Source organism: Candidatus Phytoplasma rubi, from assembly GCF_026821955.1.
GTDB classification, from domain to species: Bacteria; Bacillota_I; Bacilli_A; order Acholeplasmatales; family Acholeplasmataceae; genus Phytoplasma; species Phytoplasma vitis.
Genome location: NZ_CP114006.1, coordinates 150499 through 167092 on the forward strand (window position 1 = coordinate 150499; position 16594 = coordinate 167092).

The following is a 16594-nucleotide window of genomic DNA, read 5'->3' on the forward strand; positions in this document are numbered from 1 at the left end:
TTATGAAAAAAAGTTTAGACACTTTTTTAAACGAAAAAATATTTCTTTAGTTTGAAAAGATAGGAAATTATCTATTAATTTTTAGTCTTAAAGAACAATTTTAAAATAAAAAGTTGTATAAAAAAACGGAACAGGGCAACCCTTCAAAATAAAAATTCTTTTCTTGTTTAATATTGTTTTGGCCATCTTCGAAAATAATTTCTAACATATGTGATGTTCCTTTCTATTTTCCGAACTATCATATTAATCTTCTTTTCCCTCTTTCATTAAAACTTGATATTTTTGTAATATTTTTTGATATTCCCGACATTTAATTTTCATCTCTTCAATAAAAGAAGGTTTTAAAAATACTTCTTGAAGATAATTTTCTTGGGGATTAAAGTACACTAAAAAAAAGACACTTTTACTTTCGGAACAAAATAACCCACATTGAATTTGTGCCCAATAATAAGGAGGAATAATGCCTTTTTCGAAAAAATCTTTCCATGAGGAACTATTTTTATCAAAAGGACATTTAATTTCCAAAATAGTATTACTTTCTTCATGGTATTCATCCAAAGAAGCGGAAAAAATATCTTTCGTAAATACTGTAGGCTCATAATTTCTTTTTTTTTAACTGAAAAGAATAAATTCGTTTTTGGCTCTGTTTTTTTACCATTTTCCATTGCCGGATTAGAAATAAAAGTACCACTTTTAAATAATTTTTTTTAATTAATTCTTTTTTTGTTTCATAAGGATTTAAACCCATAATGTTTCCTATTTCAGAAGCGTTCACAAAATTTTTACGATGTTGGTACCAAGCCCAACTATTTTGTTTTAAATTAATTTTCATTTTAAAAATTCTTTTTGAGATTGATTTAAATTATTATGAGTCAAATCTAAATTATAAAATTGACACATTTTTTTTAATTTATTAATGATTTGAAAAGCTTTCATAGTTTGGTTATTATCGTTAGTAATTTTCAAATGTTCTAAAAATTGTTGAGGATTTAAATTACTACTAATAAAAGTAATTAATCCTTTTTCTTGACGAGCATTTAAAAGGGGATATAAAATATCATCTCGAAAATAAACCTTTAAATTTTCCGCTCCTAAATCATCTAGAAATAAATAGGGAATGTTTCTTAAATAATTTATTTTATAGTTTAATTCTTCATCAAACCATCCTTGGCTTATTCTAGGCAAATCTGGTAGAAATAATAACAAGAAATCTTGTTTTTCTTTTAAAAAATATTTCATCATTAATTTAAAGAAGAATGTTTTACCAGTATTAAAATCGCCATAGAGATATAAACTAGGTTTTGTTTGTTCGCTTTCAAAATCATTTCAATATTTTTGAACTATTTTTTTTAAAAGTTTTAATATTAATTTTTTTTAAATTTTCTAAATTTAAACTTTGATTAAATAAAGAGTGGATTTTTTGAAGTTTATTTTGAAAACGATGAAATATAATTTGGTCAGTCTCTTTATAAACCATATTTATATATTGTTTCTTTTTCAAAATTAATTGATAACCAAAAGGTGTTTCTTTTTCATCTTTTAAATAATTGTCGATGGTGATTAAATTTTCTTCGTGATAATCTTGGCCATAAATCAAACCTTTTAATTCTGTGAATTTTTTATTTTATTTTTAATTTCTTTTTGATAAGTAAGGATGATTTGATTATTTTGTGTTTTTTTCATCAGAAATAATTATTTCCAAAAAGTTTTTTTTGAGTTCTTTCAATTAAATCATAATAAACATCTCGAGACTCAGAATTACCAAATGCTTGTTGATATAATTTTTTCATTTAAAACAACCATCTTATTTATTTCAGGTTCTTGTTTTAAATATAAAATTTTATTTGAAAGATTAAAAGTATATTTCTTATCCATTAGAAAATCAATTTAGATTTTAAAAGGTGGATTTTTATTGTTTTTAACATAATGATAGTTTCATAAAGGTCAGTATAATTAAGATATAAAGTTTGATTATCCAAATTATAATTAGTTTTTTAATTGAATAAACGAATTTTAAAATAATTATTTTGAATCAAAAAATTAATTATTTCTTTTAAATTAAAAATTTTTTTTATTTTTTAAATATCCTTTTTTAGTTTGACTATTTTGAAACAAAAAAAATAAGTCAAAATATTTTTTTAATAAATAGTTTGACTTAAATTAACTTTTTAACTGGTTCCATTTTGATGGAGCGGGACAATTTAGTCATTAAAAATGAATTTAAAAAAACATTTACAAATTTTTATAACAGTGCGAATAAAATTTTATTAAGTTCAATTATTTATTAATAATCAAAAAAATACCATTTATTGTTTTAAAAAAATATTTATAAAATTTTTTCTAAAATAATTAATAAATTATTTTCAAAAAAATTAAAAATAAAATGAATATTGTATAATATAAATAAGTTGAACCTTTGAATAATGTAAAATCATGAAAATTAAGAAATTGTAAAATTAAAAGTAAATATAAAAATAAATTATTCATTTAAATTTAAAATTTAAATAAAATAAATGAAAATATCGAAAATTATTAAATCTAAAAGATGATAAAATTTGAAAAAATTTTATTCTTGTTAATTAAAAAAATTCAAAATCAAGATGATATCCTTAAGATAAAAAAAATATAGATATACAAACAAACAACATATATAATATAATTATTTCCACTCAATAAAACAAAATTTTTATTCACAAGGTTTTTTCTTTTAAAACATTTTTTTATAAATAAATACATACCAATATAAAAGATTTGAATTTATAATGGATATATAATAGTAATAATTAGAAAAATTAGAAACATATCGAAAAGAATTAGAATATTGTTAAAATAATTATAATTTCAAAATAATTTTATCAATAAATTAATAAGATATTTTTTAAAAATAATTCTTTATGAAGAAAAAAATTATAAATTAAATTTTTTTCGAAAGATAAATATAACAAAAATGATTTTTTAATGAAATAAACAAAATGATTATCATTCAAAATGATTATCATTAATGAATCAAAATTAATAAAATTATTTCATTTGATAACTTCTTATATCAAATTAATAAATTTTTCAACATTAAATATGAAAATAACATTTCAAAAAATTAAAATATAAATTATGTTTTTGAAAAAAATAAAAATTCTTTATTTTAATAAAATATTTTTAATAAAATTATTTTTTTATTAAAATAAAGAATTTTTAATTATGTTGTTTCTTTAAAAGATTCTTTATTAATATTAATTAATAAAATTAAACCATAAAATAGTAGTAATAAAAATACTTTTAAAAATTAAATTTAGAAATAATGTTGAATTAAATTTATATTTATAAATATAAATTTAATTTATTTTGATATTTAGAGTAATAATAAAGGAAAAGAGATGGAAAAATTACAAAAATTACAAAAAATTTTATCTCAAGCAAATATCTCTTCAAGAAGAGATGCTGAAAAGATGATTTTAGCTGGAAAAATTAAAGTAAATGGAAAAATTATTTCTAAATTAGGAGTTAAAGTTAGTACATCGGATATTATTTTAGTAGATGAGCAAAAAATTTTTTTGAGTCCTTTAGTTTATTTTTTGTTATATAAACCTAAAGGTTATTTAACAACTGTTCGAGATGATCGTCAAAGAAAAACAGTTTTAAATTTATTAAAGCCGCAAGATTTAAACAACCGAGTTTATCCTGTAGGAAGATTAGATTTTTTAACTGAAGGATTATTATTATTAACAAACGATGGGTCTTTAACACATAAATTAACTCATCCTACTTCTTTAGTTCCTAAAGAATATCATGTTAAAGTGAATCAAAATTTATCCTCTCGAGATTTAAAATTTTTAAAAAAAGGAGTTTTGATTGATAATAATTATCTAGCTATTCCAAAATTAGTTTCTTTACTTAAACCTTCTTATCATAAAGAAAAAAATTTATGGTTAAAAATTATTATTACTGAAGGCAAAAATAGACAAATCAGAAAAATGATTTCTGCTTTAGGATTACAAGTGGTCAAATTAATACGTTATCGATATTCTTTTTTAACTTTAGAAAAAATGAAAATAGGAGAATATCGTGTTTTAAAACAAAATGAAATTAATCAATTAAAATTATTAGGATAAAAAAATAATCTTTTTTAAAAAATTTAAAATAATTCGATTGTGACCTAAAATATAAACAAAATTTCAATTTTAATTGACTAAACTAAGTTATTTTTTTTACTGAACATTTTTTTTAGTTTGAAAATAGAATAGCCGTTTTTAAAACGGCTTTTTTTGTTTAATAATTAATTGTTTTATTTTTAAATATACTTATTCTTAATGTCTTTATCTGTTTTAAAAAGATTCTTTTTTAGAAAAATATTTAATTAATTTTTTATTTGTAATTTCCTTTTCTCAATTAGGGGTTGGTTGTTGAGTATTTTCTTTTTTTTACTAAAAATAAAAAATAATAGACCATAAATGTTGTTAAACTGTTAAATTAAGAACAATTTTATTTTTTTTATTTAGAAAATTTTTGAAATGAAAATACAAAATAAAAACAAAATTAAAAACAATAATTGGGCGTGTTTGCCCTGTTTCAAAACTTTAGACACTTTTTACTTTTTAAAAACTCTTTAAGAATAACTATTAAGTTAGTCTTTTTTCTTTTCAAGACTAAAAAAAATAATTTTTTATCTTTTCTAAAAACGTTTTTAGAAAGGAATTAAATGTTAAGACAAGAATTATTTAAAGAGTTTTTAAAAAATAAAAAGAATTTAGAAATTCGTAATCAATTAATCGAACTTCATTTACCTTTGGTAAAAAAACTAGTTTATCAATTTAAATATTATCCTTGAGTTTTAACTAGAGAAGATTTATATCAAGAAGGGATTTTAGGATTAATCAAAGCCCTCAATAATTATGAAGATTTAGGTTATGACTTTATTGCTTACGCTACTCCAACTATCAAATCGGAAATCACAGAACTGATTAGAAAAAGTCATTCTCCTTCTCTTCCACAAAAAAATCATAAAGTTAATAATCTTTCTTTTAAAGAAGAGTTTTATGAACCATATCAAATAAATAATTTAAACCCTCATCAATTATGGTTAAAACAAGTTAATCATGAAATTTTTTTAAAAAAAATGAAAGCTAAATTAAGTGAAAACGAATTCAAAATTATCCATTTAAGTTTTGGGATTCCTTTAGGAAATATTAACGAAGATTATCAAAGATGTTATACCAACACCGAAATTACTGAAAAACTCAATTTATCTTTAAAACAAGTAGAAAATATTAAAAACATCGCTATTAAAAAATTAAAAAAACGTTAAAACCTATTGTTCGTCCGTAATGACCTTAAACTAGTAATTCAACAAAACATTTCGTTTAAGTGATAAAAAAAATAAAAACTAGATTACTTCCAAATTGATCTTTTTTTTGTATCAAAACCAAGCATAAAATTTTTGAAACAACAGTAATAAACGATTCCAACATCAACAAATCAGATATTCGTTCAATACATTCGTTTTCAAAAGTTTTATCTATGAATAAATAAAAAAGAATATATATCAAAAATAATGAAAAATAAAATTATGTTAAATAAAGTTCAATTAATCGGTCGTCTAAGCCATGATTTAGAAAAACAATATATCAATTCAAAAAACGAACAAATCCCTAAAATTGATTTTCAATTAGCGGTTAATAATAAAGATAAAACCCAATTCATCCCTTGTGTCGCTTTTCGAACGCAAGCCTAAAACATAAAAAAATATTTACATAAAGGTTCGAAAATTTATCTTGAAGGGACATTATCCATCCAAAAATACACGAATAATGAAGGTCAAACCAAAATCAATACTAAAGTTATTCTTCAAAACGTGATCTTTTTAGATAATAAACCTCAAGAAACTTTACCTTTTTAAAAAAATAGATTCAATAATAATCATTTAACCAACTGTAAAGTTTCTAACTTATTGACATCAATTTTTTCAATTAATTCTTTGATGATATTTTTAAATTTATTTTTATAATTAATTTGGAAGATATTAAATAGGTGTTTAAGGGGGTTATTTTGGCTTTTAAGCGGGGTTAAATCAGAAAGTAATAGTTTTGTGTTATTACTAGAAGAAAAATTATCATTAATTAAGGTGATTTTCGTTTGTTTAATTTCTTCTAAGATTTGAGGATCGACGAAGAGAGTTTGGTTTTTGGGACGGTAATTAGCTTCTTGGTAGGTATTTTTCTTTTTAGAATGAGCAATAATAGTGAGATTAATTAAATCTTCTTTTAATATTTTTAAAAAGTTTTTAATTTGAGTTAAATCGTTTGGGGTGGCTTTCGTGTTCCAACCACCGATTATAATTTCTTGACTAGTGTCGTTTTTCATTTCTTTTCTCCTTTTGGGTTATTTAGTATTCAGTTATTTTTCTAATAGTTTTTCCGTCTGATTGATAATGAGTTTTTTTAACCTTGTTACCAGTATTTTTATTGTATTCATTTACAAAATTAATAGTTTTACCATCAAATTGATAATAAGTGTATTTAACTAGTTTACCTGTGGCTTTATCGTATTCATATACACTTTTAAGAATTTTTTCGTCAGATCGGTAATAAGTTTTTTTAAATGGCTTTTTATTATTTTTATTGTATTCATATACACATTTAATAGTTGTTCCATCAGGTTGATAATAAATTTGTTTAATGGCTGTTTCAGTTTCTTTATCGTATTCATCAATAAATTTTTGCCTGCCATTATTAATAAATTTTTCTATAATTGTTTTCATTTGTTTTTTCCTTTTTGTTTGTTTGTTATAAAAATAAAAACCCTAAATAGTTAAATTTAGGTTTATATATACTTTTATGAGAGTGTGTTAATGTATTTATATGTATAGATGTTATATATTGGTGTAACAAAGTAATAATTTAATTAATTATTTCAACTTTGTCTTCGCCAAATAAATGAACAGCTAAAACGACGATAATTTTCTTTTTGGCCTCTTCATAAGAGAGATAAGGAGCTAAAAAACATTTTTGATATGCTTCTTTTCCATATTGACGTAATAAACATCGACATCTTTACAAGTTTGATCGTAAGGGGGTAAAATGCGTCTAATTTCGTATAAAATGTTTGCTTCTTTAAGTTGTTCACTTAAGGCTTCACTGCGTTTTTGGCCTGTTTCATCATTATCTAAGGCAATAATTACTTTGATATTTTCTTTTTTGAGAATGTCTAATTGAGATTGAGAAAGTAATTGAGTGACACAAAATGAGACCGACCACGTTTTTAATACCGTTTTGCCAACAACTAATGACATCAAAAAAACCTTCATGAATGATAATGGTTTTTGTTTGTTTGATATAAGGTAAAGCTTCAAAAAAACGATAACTAAAATGAAAAGTAGGTGTTTGACTGAAATTAGTTAAGACTTGGTATTTTGGTTGAAAATAAGAAACTTCGCGGAAATGGTTTTGATAAAAATGAAAAGTTTGATGATAACCATTTTCAATAGGGATAATGATGGAACCATGAAAAGTATCATGAAAATATTTTTTATTTTGTTGATTGGTTTTTTCTTTGATAAAGCCATATTCTAATAATTGATCGATATCAATATTTTTCTTTTTACAATAATTTACTAGACGAAAAGATAAAGGTTTATCAGATAATGGGACATAACCTAGTTTAAATTCTTTAATAGTTTCTAGAGTGAGTTTTCTTTTTTGAGTTAAATAAGTTAATCCTGGTTGACTTTTATTGTTTCGGTTGGAAATTAATAAATAATGATAATAATCTCTAATTTGGTTAAATAAGGGTGAAATTTTTTTAAATAATTGTTTCTTTTTGATATTAATTTTCTCTTCGTCAACTGGTTGTTTTGGTTTCATTGAATGATATGGTTGTTGAAAAGGGTTAGTAGTTGTTTTCGTTATTTCTTTTTCTTGTTGATTTAAGGTTTTAAATTCGAAAGAATTCATAAATCCTTCTATTCTTTGGATCACTTCATGAAAGGATTGAATTTGACGGATAGCCATATAAACATCAATAATATCATAATCGCGACCACATTTCCAACAATGAATTTTGTTAGTTGAAGTGAAATGACAACAAGTGGGATTCTTTCCTTGATGGATGGGGCAAGGAAAACGGTGGTGGTTATTAAAATTTAGAGGTAAAATTTTTAATTTTTTTAATAAAACTGACATGGGGAAATGGGTTTGAATGTCTTTTATTTTTTCTTGATAATTCATCAATGAACTCCTTAATAATTTTCTAATGGATAAGGTAAAATATAACCGATTTCTTGGAAAGTTTGCTCTGAGCTGTTCCGTTTTTTCATACAACTTTTTATTTTAAAATTGTTCTTTCAGACTAACTATTAATTGATAATTTCCTATCTTTTCAAACTAAGGAAATATTTTTTTCGTTTAAAAAAGTGTCTAAACTTTTTTTGATAATTCTTTAGTTTCAAAAGATATTTTTTTAATATTTTAACCCTTCACTATATAGTTAGGTAAAAAAAGTGAAAAACTCGTCAACAAAATGAAAAGAAAATAATCTTTGATATAAATTTAACATTTTTCTTTAAAAAAAGGCGTATTAAAGTAACCTTTTACAAGGTTATATTATTTGATGTTAATTCAATTAAAAATTTATCTCAGATTTTGAACATATTGAGATGGAGTTGAATGGTTTAATTTGATTAAAATCCATTTATTATTCCAAAATTGAGGAAATTGATTGATTAATTTTTTCATTTTATCAGGAGATTTTTGAAAGAAAAAAGGATTTTGATATTGTAAGATGGTTTTCATTTGACCAAAAAAGTTTTCAATGACGGCGTTGTCTCGTGGGGTAGCTTTTCTTGACATACTGATTAAAAAACCTTTTTTCGTTAAGGTTTGTTGAACTTTTGGCGATTGATAAACTGCTCCTTGATCGGAATGGATAATACAAGGTTCTTTTAATGAAGGTAATTTTTTAATAGTATTTAAAACTAAATTTTTATTTTGTTGGTTTGAAATATGTGAAGTAATTATTTGGTTATTAAAAGAGTCAATGATACAAGAAAAATAGAGAAAACCTTGCTTAGTTTTGAAATAAGTGATGTCAGTAAAGAGTTTTTGAAGAGGTTTGGTGGAAATAAAATCTTGATTGATTAAATTAGGAATTATTTGGAGATTATTTTTTAAATTACGGTAAGTAAAATTTTTTTTGATTCTTAAACGACAACTAATGTCGTTTTTTTTCATAATGGTGTAAACTTTTTTCTTGGTGATGAATTCGTTAAAGGTTTTTTGATATAAATTAGTGATTTTCCGATGACCGTAAAAATATTGATAATAGAGACATAAAGCTTTAATCCGTTTTTGTTGTAACAGATATTTTTCTTCTTTTTCTTTTAGTTTATTTTTAACTTTTAACCAATAATAATAAGTACTTCTTTTGATTTGAATTGTTTTTAAAATAGTGGTTAAATTAAGAGTTTGATTGAATTGGTTGACTAAATGAAAAACCATTTTTTTATCAATTTTTTTAATTTTTTCAATCATTTTTTGTAATAATTTCATTTTTTGTTTTAATTTTTGCATCTTAATACCAATTATCTTTTTAAATTATTTTAAATATATCAACTATTATAACTCTAAATAAGCGCTTCAGCGCGTTCTTCTTTTTGTTTCATAGATATATATTTTCAACACTTGGTAAGGCAATTAGTTTAAAAATTAAAGTTTTTTTAATGATTAAAATAAATTAAAAAAATAAAATGATCTAAAAAGAGGTTTTTATGATATCGATAAATAATAATGATATGAAAAATGATAATGCGATAATATCAAATATCGAGTATCATTATCATTATCGATATAAAATATCAAATATCACTCCTTCAATGAGTTAATCTTTATATAGATTATTTTCAAAGTCAAACTGTCATAAAACTGTCATAAAACTGTCATAAAAGTGTCATAAAAGTGTCATAAAAGTGTCATAAAAGTGTCATAAAAGTGTCATAAAAGTGTCAGTGAAGTGTCAGTGAAGTGTCATTTTTGTTGTTTTGGTATATATTTATATTTGGGATGTAGCTTTTTCACCCGATAACCTTGTTTATCTTTTGTCAAAAAAGATTGAATGTATTTTAAATCTTCTTTTTGATAATAAAGAATGTTTAACCCTTTTTTATAGTTATTTTTCATGGGATTATGGTATTTATCCAACTTTTGAGGGTCTAATTGATATAACTGTAAAGTTTCTAATTTATTGACATCAATTTTCCCAATCAATTCTTTGATACGGTTTTTAGTTTCATTTTGATAATTGATTTGAAAAAGAGGATATAGGTGTTTAAGGGGGTTATTTTGGCTTTTAAGAGGGGTTAAATCTGAAAGTAATAGTTTACTATTACTAGAAGAAAAATTATCATTAATTAAGGTTATTTTTGTTTGTTTAATTTCTTCTAAGATTTGAGGATCGACAAAAAGAGTTTGGTTTTTAGGGCGGTAATTAGCTTCTTGGTAGGTATTTTTCTTTTTAGAATGAGAAACAATCGTAATATTTAATAAATCTTGTTTTAATGTTTGTAAAAAGTTTTTGATTTGAACTAAGTCGTTGGGGGTTGATTTTGTTTCCCAACCTCCTATTCTAATTTCTTGACTAGTGTCATTTTTCATTTTTTTCTCCTTTTTATTTGATTTTTTGTTATAAAAATAAAAACCATAAATAGTTAAATTTAGGGTATATATATTTTTTTATGAGAGTGTGTTAATTTTTTTATATGTGTAGATATTATATATTTTGGTGTAAAAAAATAATTTAACTAATTACTTCAACTTTGTCTTCACCAAAGAAATGAACGGCTAAATCGACGATGATTTTCTTTTGGGCCTCTTCATAAGAGAGATAAGGAGCTAAAAAACATTTTTGGTAAGCTTCTTTTCCGTATTGACGTAATAAATCATCAACATCTTTACAAGTTTGATCGTAAGGAGGCAAAATCCTTCTGATTTCGTATATAATATTTGCTTCTTTGAGTTGTTCACCTAAGGCTTCACTGCGTTTTCGCCCTGTTTCGTCGTTATCTAAGGCGATAATGACTTTGATATTTTCTTTTTGGAGAATTTCTAGTTGAGATTGGGAAAGTAATTGGGCGACACAAATGAGACCGACAACATTTTTAATATTGTTTTGCCAACAACTAATGACATCAAAAAAACCTTCATGAATGATGGTGGTTTTTGTTTTTTTAATATATGGTAATGCTTCAAAAAACCGATAACTGAAATGAAAGGTCGGCGTTTGACTAAAATTAGTTAAAGCTTGGTATTTGGGTTGAAAGTAAGAAACTTCGCGGAAATGGTTTTGATAAAAATGAAAAGTTTGATGATAACCGTTTTCGATGGGGATAATAATGGAACCATGAAAAGCATCATGAAAATATTTTTTATTTTGTTGACTGGTTTTTTCTTTGATAAAACCATATTCTAATAATTGATCGATATTAATATTTTTCTGTTGACAGTAATTTATGAGACGAAAAGATAGTGGTTTATCCATTAAAGGAGCGTAACCAAGTTTAAATTCTTTGATGGTTTTTAAAGTAAGTTTTCTTTTTGAGTTAAATAAGTTAATCCTGGTTGACTTTCGTTATTTTGGTTAGAAGTCAATAAATAATGATAATAATCTCTAATTTGGTTGAATAAGGGTGAGATTTTTTTAAATAATTGTTTCTTTTTGATATTAATTTTCTCTTCGTCAACTGGTTGTTTTGGTTTCATTGAATGATATGGTTGTTGAAAAGGGTTAGTAGTTGTTTTCGTTATTTCTTTTTCTTGTTGATTTAAGGTTTTAAATTCGAAAGAATTCATAAATCCTTCTATTCTTTGGATCACTTCATGAAAGGATTGAATTTGACGGATAGTCATATAAACATCAATAATATCGTAATCTTTCCCACATTTCCAACAATGAATTTTATTAGTTGAAGTGAAATGACAACAAGTGGGATTCTTTCCTTGATGGATGGGGCAAGGGAAACGGTGGTGGTTATTAAAATTTAGAGGTAAAATTTTTAATTTTTTTAATAAAACTGACATGGGGAAATGAGTTTGAATGTGTTTTATTTTATTTTGATAATTCATTGATGAACTCCTTAATAATTTTCTAATGGATAAGGCAAAACATAACCGATTTCTTGGAAGGTTTGAGTGTTCATTTCAAAGTGATAAACTAAGTTTTTTTTGGTACCACTTCGATTTTTTTTGATAGATAATTCAATAATTTTTTGAGATTCGTTATTTTTTGATTCTAAATATAATTGATTTAAATCTTGATTATAGATATTTAATGGTTTTTCTTTGTCTTTGGATATTTTGGGTTGGAATTTAGACATCATTAAGACGATATCTGAGTTAGTTTCAATTCCACCACTTCCTTTTAAAGCGGTGATTTCTGGTGATTTACCTTGGTAATTGTTGTATGTATCTCTTGAAAATTGAGATAAAATGATAATAACGATGTTTAATTCAATGGCTAATTGTTTTAATTTAGTCATAATTTCGTCAATTGCTAGACGGTCATTTTCTAAATGATTACTAGTTTTAGTAATTTGAAGGTGGTCAATGACGATGATTTCTGCTTGTTTTTCTAAATGAAGGCGATAAACTAAATCAATTACATAATCAATGTTTTTGCCTTGATCATAACTAAATGATAAGTTAAGTTGGGAAAAAAATTGTTGAGCGTCATTCATCCTTTCCGTGTAGTTATGTTGTGTGATGTTTGAATCTTCGAAATTTTTATCTAAAATAACATCTAAAGGAATTTTAGTTATGTGGGCTAATAAACGACTTAAATTTTCTTCTAAGGTCATTTCATAAGAAAAAACTAAGAGATGGGGATGATGATGAGTTTCTTTGTATTTAGTTTTGGTGATATCTAACAAAAGATTATAAACAAAAGTGGTTTTTCCTAAACCAGTATAGCCACCAATAGTGATGATTTGACCTTTTTTAAAGCCTTTGGTGGCTTGATTTAATCCTTTGAAAGTTTCCGATAAGCGGTAATATTCTTCTTGAATTTTTTGTTTGGCTTGTTGATCGAACTGGAAAAATTCAGGATGACAAGAAACCATTTGATTTAAAGTTAATAAGGTTTTATCTGATTGATGAGGAATAAAAGCCATAAATTTTCTTAATTTATCAAAGATTTCTTGGTAATAAAAATGTTTGTGATAAGGATCTTTATTTTCAAAAGAAGGACTAATAATTTTTAAGAGTTGTTGGAACAGTTTTTCTTGGGTATAGGTATGTTTTAGGTTAGCTAAAAAATCAAGGTTATTTTCCTCATTAACATCATCACTTAAAAAAGATAAAGATGCTTTCGTAAAGTGATCTTGGGGAAAATGGGTTTGGAAATAGGTAAGTAATTCTTTGATGATCTCCGTTTGAGATTTGATTTTATCCCATGGATGAGATGCTTGTTTTTCTAAAAATAAATATTTTAAGGCCTGAAAGATTTTGGTATTTATGGGGTCCAGTAGAGTTTTAGGGTCGATGATTTGGCAATAAAGGTTTAGCTTTTCCCATTGGCCTTGTGCGCTATATTTTATTAATTGTTGTAATGCTTTTTGTTCATTGGTTAACATTTTATATTAACTCCTTTTTTCTTTTTTAATCATGTTAATATCACTAAAAGGGAGGAATTGATTATTAAGTAAAGTTTTTAAAAAGACATTCGCTGGAGGTGAAAAACAATCAATCACCTGGTTAATTCCTGGGATTTTCCCTTGATTGATTTTCTTGTTTAATCTTTGAGTTTCAACGGCATCGTTGGTTAATAAGTAGAATTCAAAACGAGTATCGAGTTTTTTTAATTGTTGACCTTCGACCATGGCTTGTTTATAGCGGTCACGAAGACAGGTTTTAAAACTAAACGCCATTATTCGTTTGGTTTTGGTAAATAAAACGAGATCAAATTTAATATCTGGAATGAAGAATAAATAAGCTTGGGGTATAAATTGATGATTCCTTGGTTTTTAAAATAAAGTAAAATAAGATATTCATTGATTTTACCGCGGATTACTTTTTTACTTTGGGAGTTGTAATTGTTATTAATTAAATATTGATCGAGTAAATGGTGATGATGACACATATATTCATTAAAATTAAGTGAAAATGATGTTTTTTTAAAGTTTTTTAAAATATTAACACATTGAGTGTTAGTATTAAGTTGTTTAATGTGGTAAAAATCTTCGTTCGTTAACATCTTTTTCCTTTCTCAAGAAAAAAGACCTTGTTTTAAGGTCTTTTCTTCTTAATTTTTTTTGTTTTCCAAGTAATGGTCCCATCAGGTTTGATGGTTTTAATTTTCCCGTTATGGTAATAAAAATAGAGATTACCGTTTTGACATTTTTTCTTAATAACAATCGCCATTATCTTTCTCCTAGATATTTTAAGATTTTTTGAACGTTAGTTTGAAGGGCGTCAGTTCCGCTTAAAATTAATTTCTTTATGCCGTTAGTATAATGAGTGAAATAATGATCGTATCCTTGGCTAACATTTTGAAAATAAGTTAATGATTGTCTTTCAATCACATCTCTTTGATGGTTTTTTTGTTTTTTCTTTCTGGTTCTGCCGATGAGCGGATCAATATCTAAATAAATTAATAAATCAGGTTTTTTTAAAATAGTTTCATGATTTATCTTAAAGATCTTTTTTAAAAGTAAAAGTTGTTTCTTTTCTTTGAAAAAAGGAAATAATTGATAAGCATAAGTAGATGGTAACCAACGGTCTAAAATAATTAATTGGTTATTTTTTAATTGAGGAATAATTAATTCCGCTTGGATTTGGGCCATATTGGCGAGACTTAAATAAAAACGAGTGAGGTAATCTACTTGTTGAAAATTTAAAAATAAATCTCTAATTTCCTTTCCAAGTGAACTACTCCCTAAGCCTTGATAAGTTTGAAAGGGAGTTTTTAAATGGGGTTGAAGGGAATTGATAAGAGAAGTTTTTCCGCTCCCATCAAGTCCTTCAAAAACGATTAATTTCATTATTGATTTCTCCTTTTATTTGGTTTTGGGTATAAAAAAAGACCTTCAAATTGAAGGTCTTAGTTGTATTTTATTTTGCTTAATTGTTTTAAATAAGTTGTTTGTGATAATTCTTCTTTTGCTTTGGTTAAAAGAGCTAAGTATTTTTGACTATCTTGAATCATTTTCGTGATAAAAGTTTGATCTTGATAAATTCGTACCACATGATAATTAGTTTCGTTAAAATAGACTAAAAAGTAAGCGAAGTTCGCTTGACTACAATAGAGTTGACATTGAACTTGGGCCCAGTAGTATTTGGGGATATTTTCGAGTTGAGGATTAGTTAAAAAACTAGTCCAAGTGGATGAGACTTCTTGGTTTTCATTCACAAAAGGACATTTAATTTCTAAAACAGCTTGATGTTTTTCGTTGTAGCCGTCTAAAGATGCGGAAAAAAGGTTAACTTGATCATCAGTGAAAACGGCGTCTTCAAAAGTTAAATTGGTTTTTTGAATGAAAAATTCTCTAGCAATAGGCTCCATTTTTTGTCCATGAAGTGTATATTGATTAGCGGTAAAAGTGGTGCCAAAGAGTTTATCATGAACTAATTGTTCCATGGAACGAAAAGGGTCTAACCCCGTAATGGAAGCGATTTCGGAAGCGTTAATAAATTTTTTTCGGTGTTGATACCATAATTTGGTGTGTTGATTTAAGTTTTTAATTTTCATAATATTCATTCTTTCTTAAATATTTTCTTTAATAATAATAAAAGATATTTTCCTAAATAATAAATAAACCTTAGAATGTGATAAAAACATTTAAAAAGAAAATCAATTAAATACAAAAGATGAGGAAGAAATAATAAAATAATTATTAATAAACCTAAGTTTAACCATTGATTTTGATAAGTAAAGAAATAATGACTGATAGTTTTAAGGTTATTGTTTAATTTAGTTAACCAAGTATTAATGAAATTCCACATGATTGGGTTGCTTCGTGGTTAAATGTTGATAAAATTGAACCACTATGCCTTGTTTTAATTGGTGGATACTTAGTTTGACGGTTAAAAGATAGAACTTAATGACATAATAAATAGTGATAATTGGAATAAATGAAAGTAGAGTGATGATTAAAAGATAAGATTGCTAGGTAAAGATGAAAAGATTTTTTTATTAACATAGTTTTTGTTTCCTTTCGTTGTGAAAATAAAAAGACCCTGAAGGGTCTTTGTTTGTGATTATTCTTTTGCTTTGGAAATTGTATCTAAAAATATTTCTTTGTGTAATTTTTGCATTGCTTTTAAAACTTTTTTATTATTTTCAAAACTCATTTCTCCCGAACATATTAATTCAACACATTTTAGTTCAAATTCTTTTTCAGTCAAATCTTCGAATTTTAATTTTTTGTTACATTGTATTGTTTTAATTATGGAGAAAAGTATTAAAATAACATTCAAAATTAAACTTATTATTAAAATAAATGATTTAATTTCCATTTTTTTGATTTCCTTTTTTTATTTTTTATCCCTCAGATGGGATTATAATGTAGAGATAGTTTAGTTTAAATAAGATATTATTTTTATATTGTGTTTTTAAA

The 16594-nt window shown here is 24.6% G+C and carries 14 protein-coding genes and 6 pseudogenes; 3 read left to right on the forward strand and 17 right to left on the reverse strand.

Annotation, left to right across the window (positions count from 1 at the left end; genetic code table 11):
• Positions 1-243: 243 nt before the first annotated feature.
• From RS022_RS00795 to RS022_RS00810, 4 genes are all read right to left on the reverse strand, one after another.
• Positions 244-558, reverse strand: coding sequence for a YqaJ viral recombinase family protein (locus RS022_RS00795; protein ID WP_268850009.1), 315 nt, complete (start codon positions 556-558; stop codon positions 244-246).
• A 37-nt stretch (positions 559-595) separates the two neighbouring features.
• Complete coding sequence (locus RS022_RS00800) at positions 596-832, reverse strand: hypothetical protein (protein ID WP_268850010.1); 237 nt, start codon at positions 830-832, stop codon at positions 596-598.
• On the reverse strand, positions 829-1242 hold the full coding sequence (locus RS022_RS00805) for a hypothetical protein (protein WP_268850011.1): 414 nt from the start codon (positions 1240-1242) through the stop codon (positions 829-831). The genes RS022_RS00800 and RS022_RS00805 overlap by 4 nt, the downstream gene beginning before the upstream one ends.
• A 79-nt stretch (positions 1243-1321) precedes the next feature.
• Positions 1322-1597, reverse strand: a complete 276-nt coding sequence (locus RS022_RS00810; RefSeq protein WP_268850012.1) for a hypothetical protein — start codon at positions 1595-1597, stop codon at positions 1322-1324.
• Positions 1598-3374: 1777 nt separating this feature from the next.
• Between RS022_RS00810 and RS022_RS00815 the strand changes: the two genes are divergently transcribed.
• The 3 genes and pseudogenes from RS022_RS00815 (at position 3375) to RS022_RS00825 (ending at position 5893) form a co-directional block, all read left to right on the forward strand.
• A complete protein-coding gene (locus tag RS022_RS00815; RefSeq protein ID WP_268850013.1) occupies positions 3375-4109 on the forward strand; it encodes a pseudouridine synthase in 735 nt (244 codons plus the stop codon).
• 587 nt (positions 4110-4696) lie between these two features.
• A pseudogene (locus RS022_RS00820) lies at positions 4697-5302 on the forward strand (sigma-70 family RNA polymerase sigma factor).
• Positions 5303-5563: 261 nt separating this feature from the next.
• Positions 5564-5893: pseudogene (locus tag RS022_RS00825) on the forward strand (single-stranded DNA-binding protein).
• A 29-nt stretch (positions 5894-5922) separates the two neighbouring features.
• On the opposite strand, the pseudogene RS022_RS00830 reads toward RS022_RS00825, so the two are convergent.
• From RS022_RS00830 to RS022_RS00890, 13 genes and pseudogenes are all read right to left on the reverse strand, one after another.
• Positions 5923-6357: pseudogene (locus tag RS022_RS00830) on the reverse strand (phase variable surface lipoprotein); the annotation flags it as partial.
• 22 nt (positions 6358-6379) lie between these two features.
• Entirely contained in the window at positions 6380-6754 is a 375-nt protein-coding gene (locus RS022_RS00835) for a DUF2963 domain-containing protein (protein WP_268850014.1), read from the reverse strand.
• Between the two features lie 139 nt (positions 6755-6893).
• Positions 6894-8219, reverse strand: a pseudogene (locus RS022_RS00840) (toprim domain-containing protein).
• A gap of 402 nt (positions 8220-8621) precedes the next feature.
• The gene (locus tag RS022_RS00845) at positions 8622-9560 is read right to left on the reverse strand and encodes an IS3 family transposase (protein WP_268850015.1); all 939 of its coding nucleotides are present in this window, start codon (positions 9558-9560) and stop codon (positions 8622-8624) included.
• A gap of 453 nt (positions 9561-10013) precedes the next feature.
• Entirely contained in the window at positions 10014-10640 is a 627-nt protein-coding gene (locus RS022_RS00850) for a phase variable surface lipoprotein (protein ID WP_268850016.1), read from the reverse strand.
• Between the two features lie 142 nt (positions 10641-10782).
• A pseudogene (locus RS022_RS00855) lies at positions 10783-12107 on the reverse strand (toprim domain-containing protein).
• A gap of 11 nt (positions 12108-12118) precedes the next feature.
• The gene (locus RS022_RS00860) at positions 12119-13612 is read right to left on the reverse strand and encodes a replicative DNA helicase (RefSeq protein ID WP_268850017.1); all 1494 of its coding nucleotides are present in this window, start codon (positions 13610-13612) and stop codon (positions 12119-12121) included.
• Between the two features lie 6 nt (positions 13613-13618).
• Positions 13619-14232, reverse strand: a pseudogene (locus tag RS022_RS00865) (hypothetical protein).
• 32 nt (positions 14233-14264) lie between these two features.
• Positions 14265-14399: a hypothetical protein gene (locus RS022_RS00870; RefSeq protein WP_017193148.1), complete on the reverse strand. Its 135-nt coding sequence runs from the start codon at positions 14397-14399 to the stop codon at positions 14265-14267.
• Positions 14399-15019, reverse strand: a complete 621-nt coding sequence (gene tmk / locus RS022_RS00875; RefSeq protein ID WP_268850018.1) for a dTMP kinase — start codon at positions 15017-15019, stop codon at positions 14399-14401. The genes RS022_RS00870 and tmk overlap by 1 nt, the downstream gene beginning before the upstream one ends.
• Before the next feature lie 59 nt (positions 15020-15078).
• Positions 15079-15726 carry a YqaJ viral recombinase family nuclease gene (locus tag RS022_RS00880; RefSeq protein WP_268850019.1) on the reverse strand — a complete coding sequence of 216 codons (648 nt, stop codon included), beginning with the start codon at positions 15724-15726 and terminating at the stop codon, positions 15079-15081.
• A 5-nt stretch (positions 15727-15731) separates the two neighbouring features.
• Positions 15732-15980 carry a hypothetical protein gene (locus tag RS022_RS00885; RefSeq protein ID WP_268850020.1) on the reverse strand — a complete coding sequence of 83 codons (249 nt, stop codon included), beginning with the start codon at positions 15978-15980 and terminating at the stop codon, positions 15732-15734.
• Positions 15981-16235: 255 nt separating this feature from the next.
• Entirely contained in the window at positions 16236-16493 is a 258-nt protein-coding gene (locus RS022_RS00890) for a hypothetical protein (RefSeq protein ID WP_268850021.1), read from the reverse strand.
• Positions 16494-16594 lie beyond the last annotated feature (101 nt).

Coding starts and splice junctions, on each gene's coding strand:
- RS022_RS00870 (WP_017193148.1), bottom strand. CDS start 14,399: ATGGCGATTGTTATTAAGAAAAAATGTCAAAACGGTAATCTCTATTTT.
- RS022_RS00880 (WP_268850019.1), bottom strand. CDS start 15,726: ATGAAAATTAAAAACTTAAATCAACACACCAAATTATGGTATCAACAC.
- RS022_RS00835 (WP_268850014.1), bottom strand. CDS start 6,754: ATGAAAACAATTATAGAAAAATTTATTAATAATGGCAGGCAAAAATTT.
- RS022_RS00885 (WP_268850020.1), bottom strand. CDS start 15,980: ATGTGGAATTTCATTAATACTTGGTTAACTAAATTAAACAATAACCTT.
- RS022_RS00845 (WP_268850015.1), bottom strand. CDS start 9,560: ATGCAAAAATTAAAACAAAAAATGAAATTATTACAAAAAATGATTGAA.
- RS022_RS00800 (WP_268850010.1), bottom strand. CDS start 832: ATGAAAATTAATTTAAAACAAAATAGTTGGGCTTGGTACCAACATCGT.
- RS022_RS00860 (WP_268850017.1), bottom strand. CDS start 13,612: ATGTTAACCAATGAACAAAAAGCATTACAACAATTAATAAAATATAGC.
- RS022_RS00815 (WP_268850013.1), top strand. CDS start 3,375: ATGGAAAAATTACAAAAATTACAAAAAATTTTATCTCAAGCAAATATC.
- RS022_RS00850 (WP_268850016.1), bottom strand. CDS start 10,640: ATGAAAAATGACACTAGTCAAGAAATTAGAATAGGAGGTTGGGAAACA.
- tmk (WP_268850018.1), bottom strand. CDS start 15,019: ATGAAATTAATCGTTTTTGAAGGACTTGATGGGAGCGGAAAAACTTCT.
- RS022_RS00890 (WP_268850021.1), bottom strand. CDS start 16,493: ATGGAAATTAAATCATTTATTTTAATAATAAGTTTAATTTTGAATGTT.
- RS022_RS00805 (WP_268850011.1), bottom strand. CDS start 1,242: ATGATGAAATATTTTTTAAAAGAAAAACAAGATTTCTTGTTATTATTT.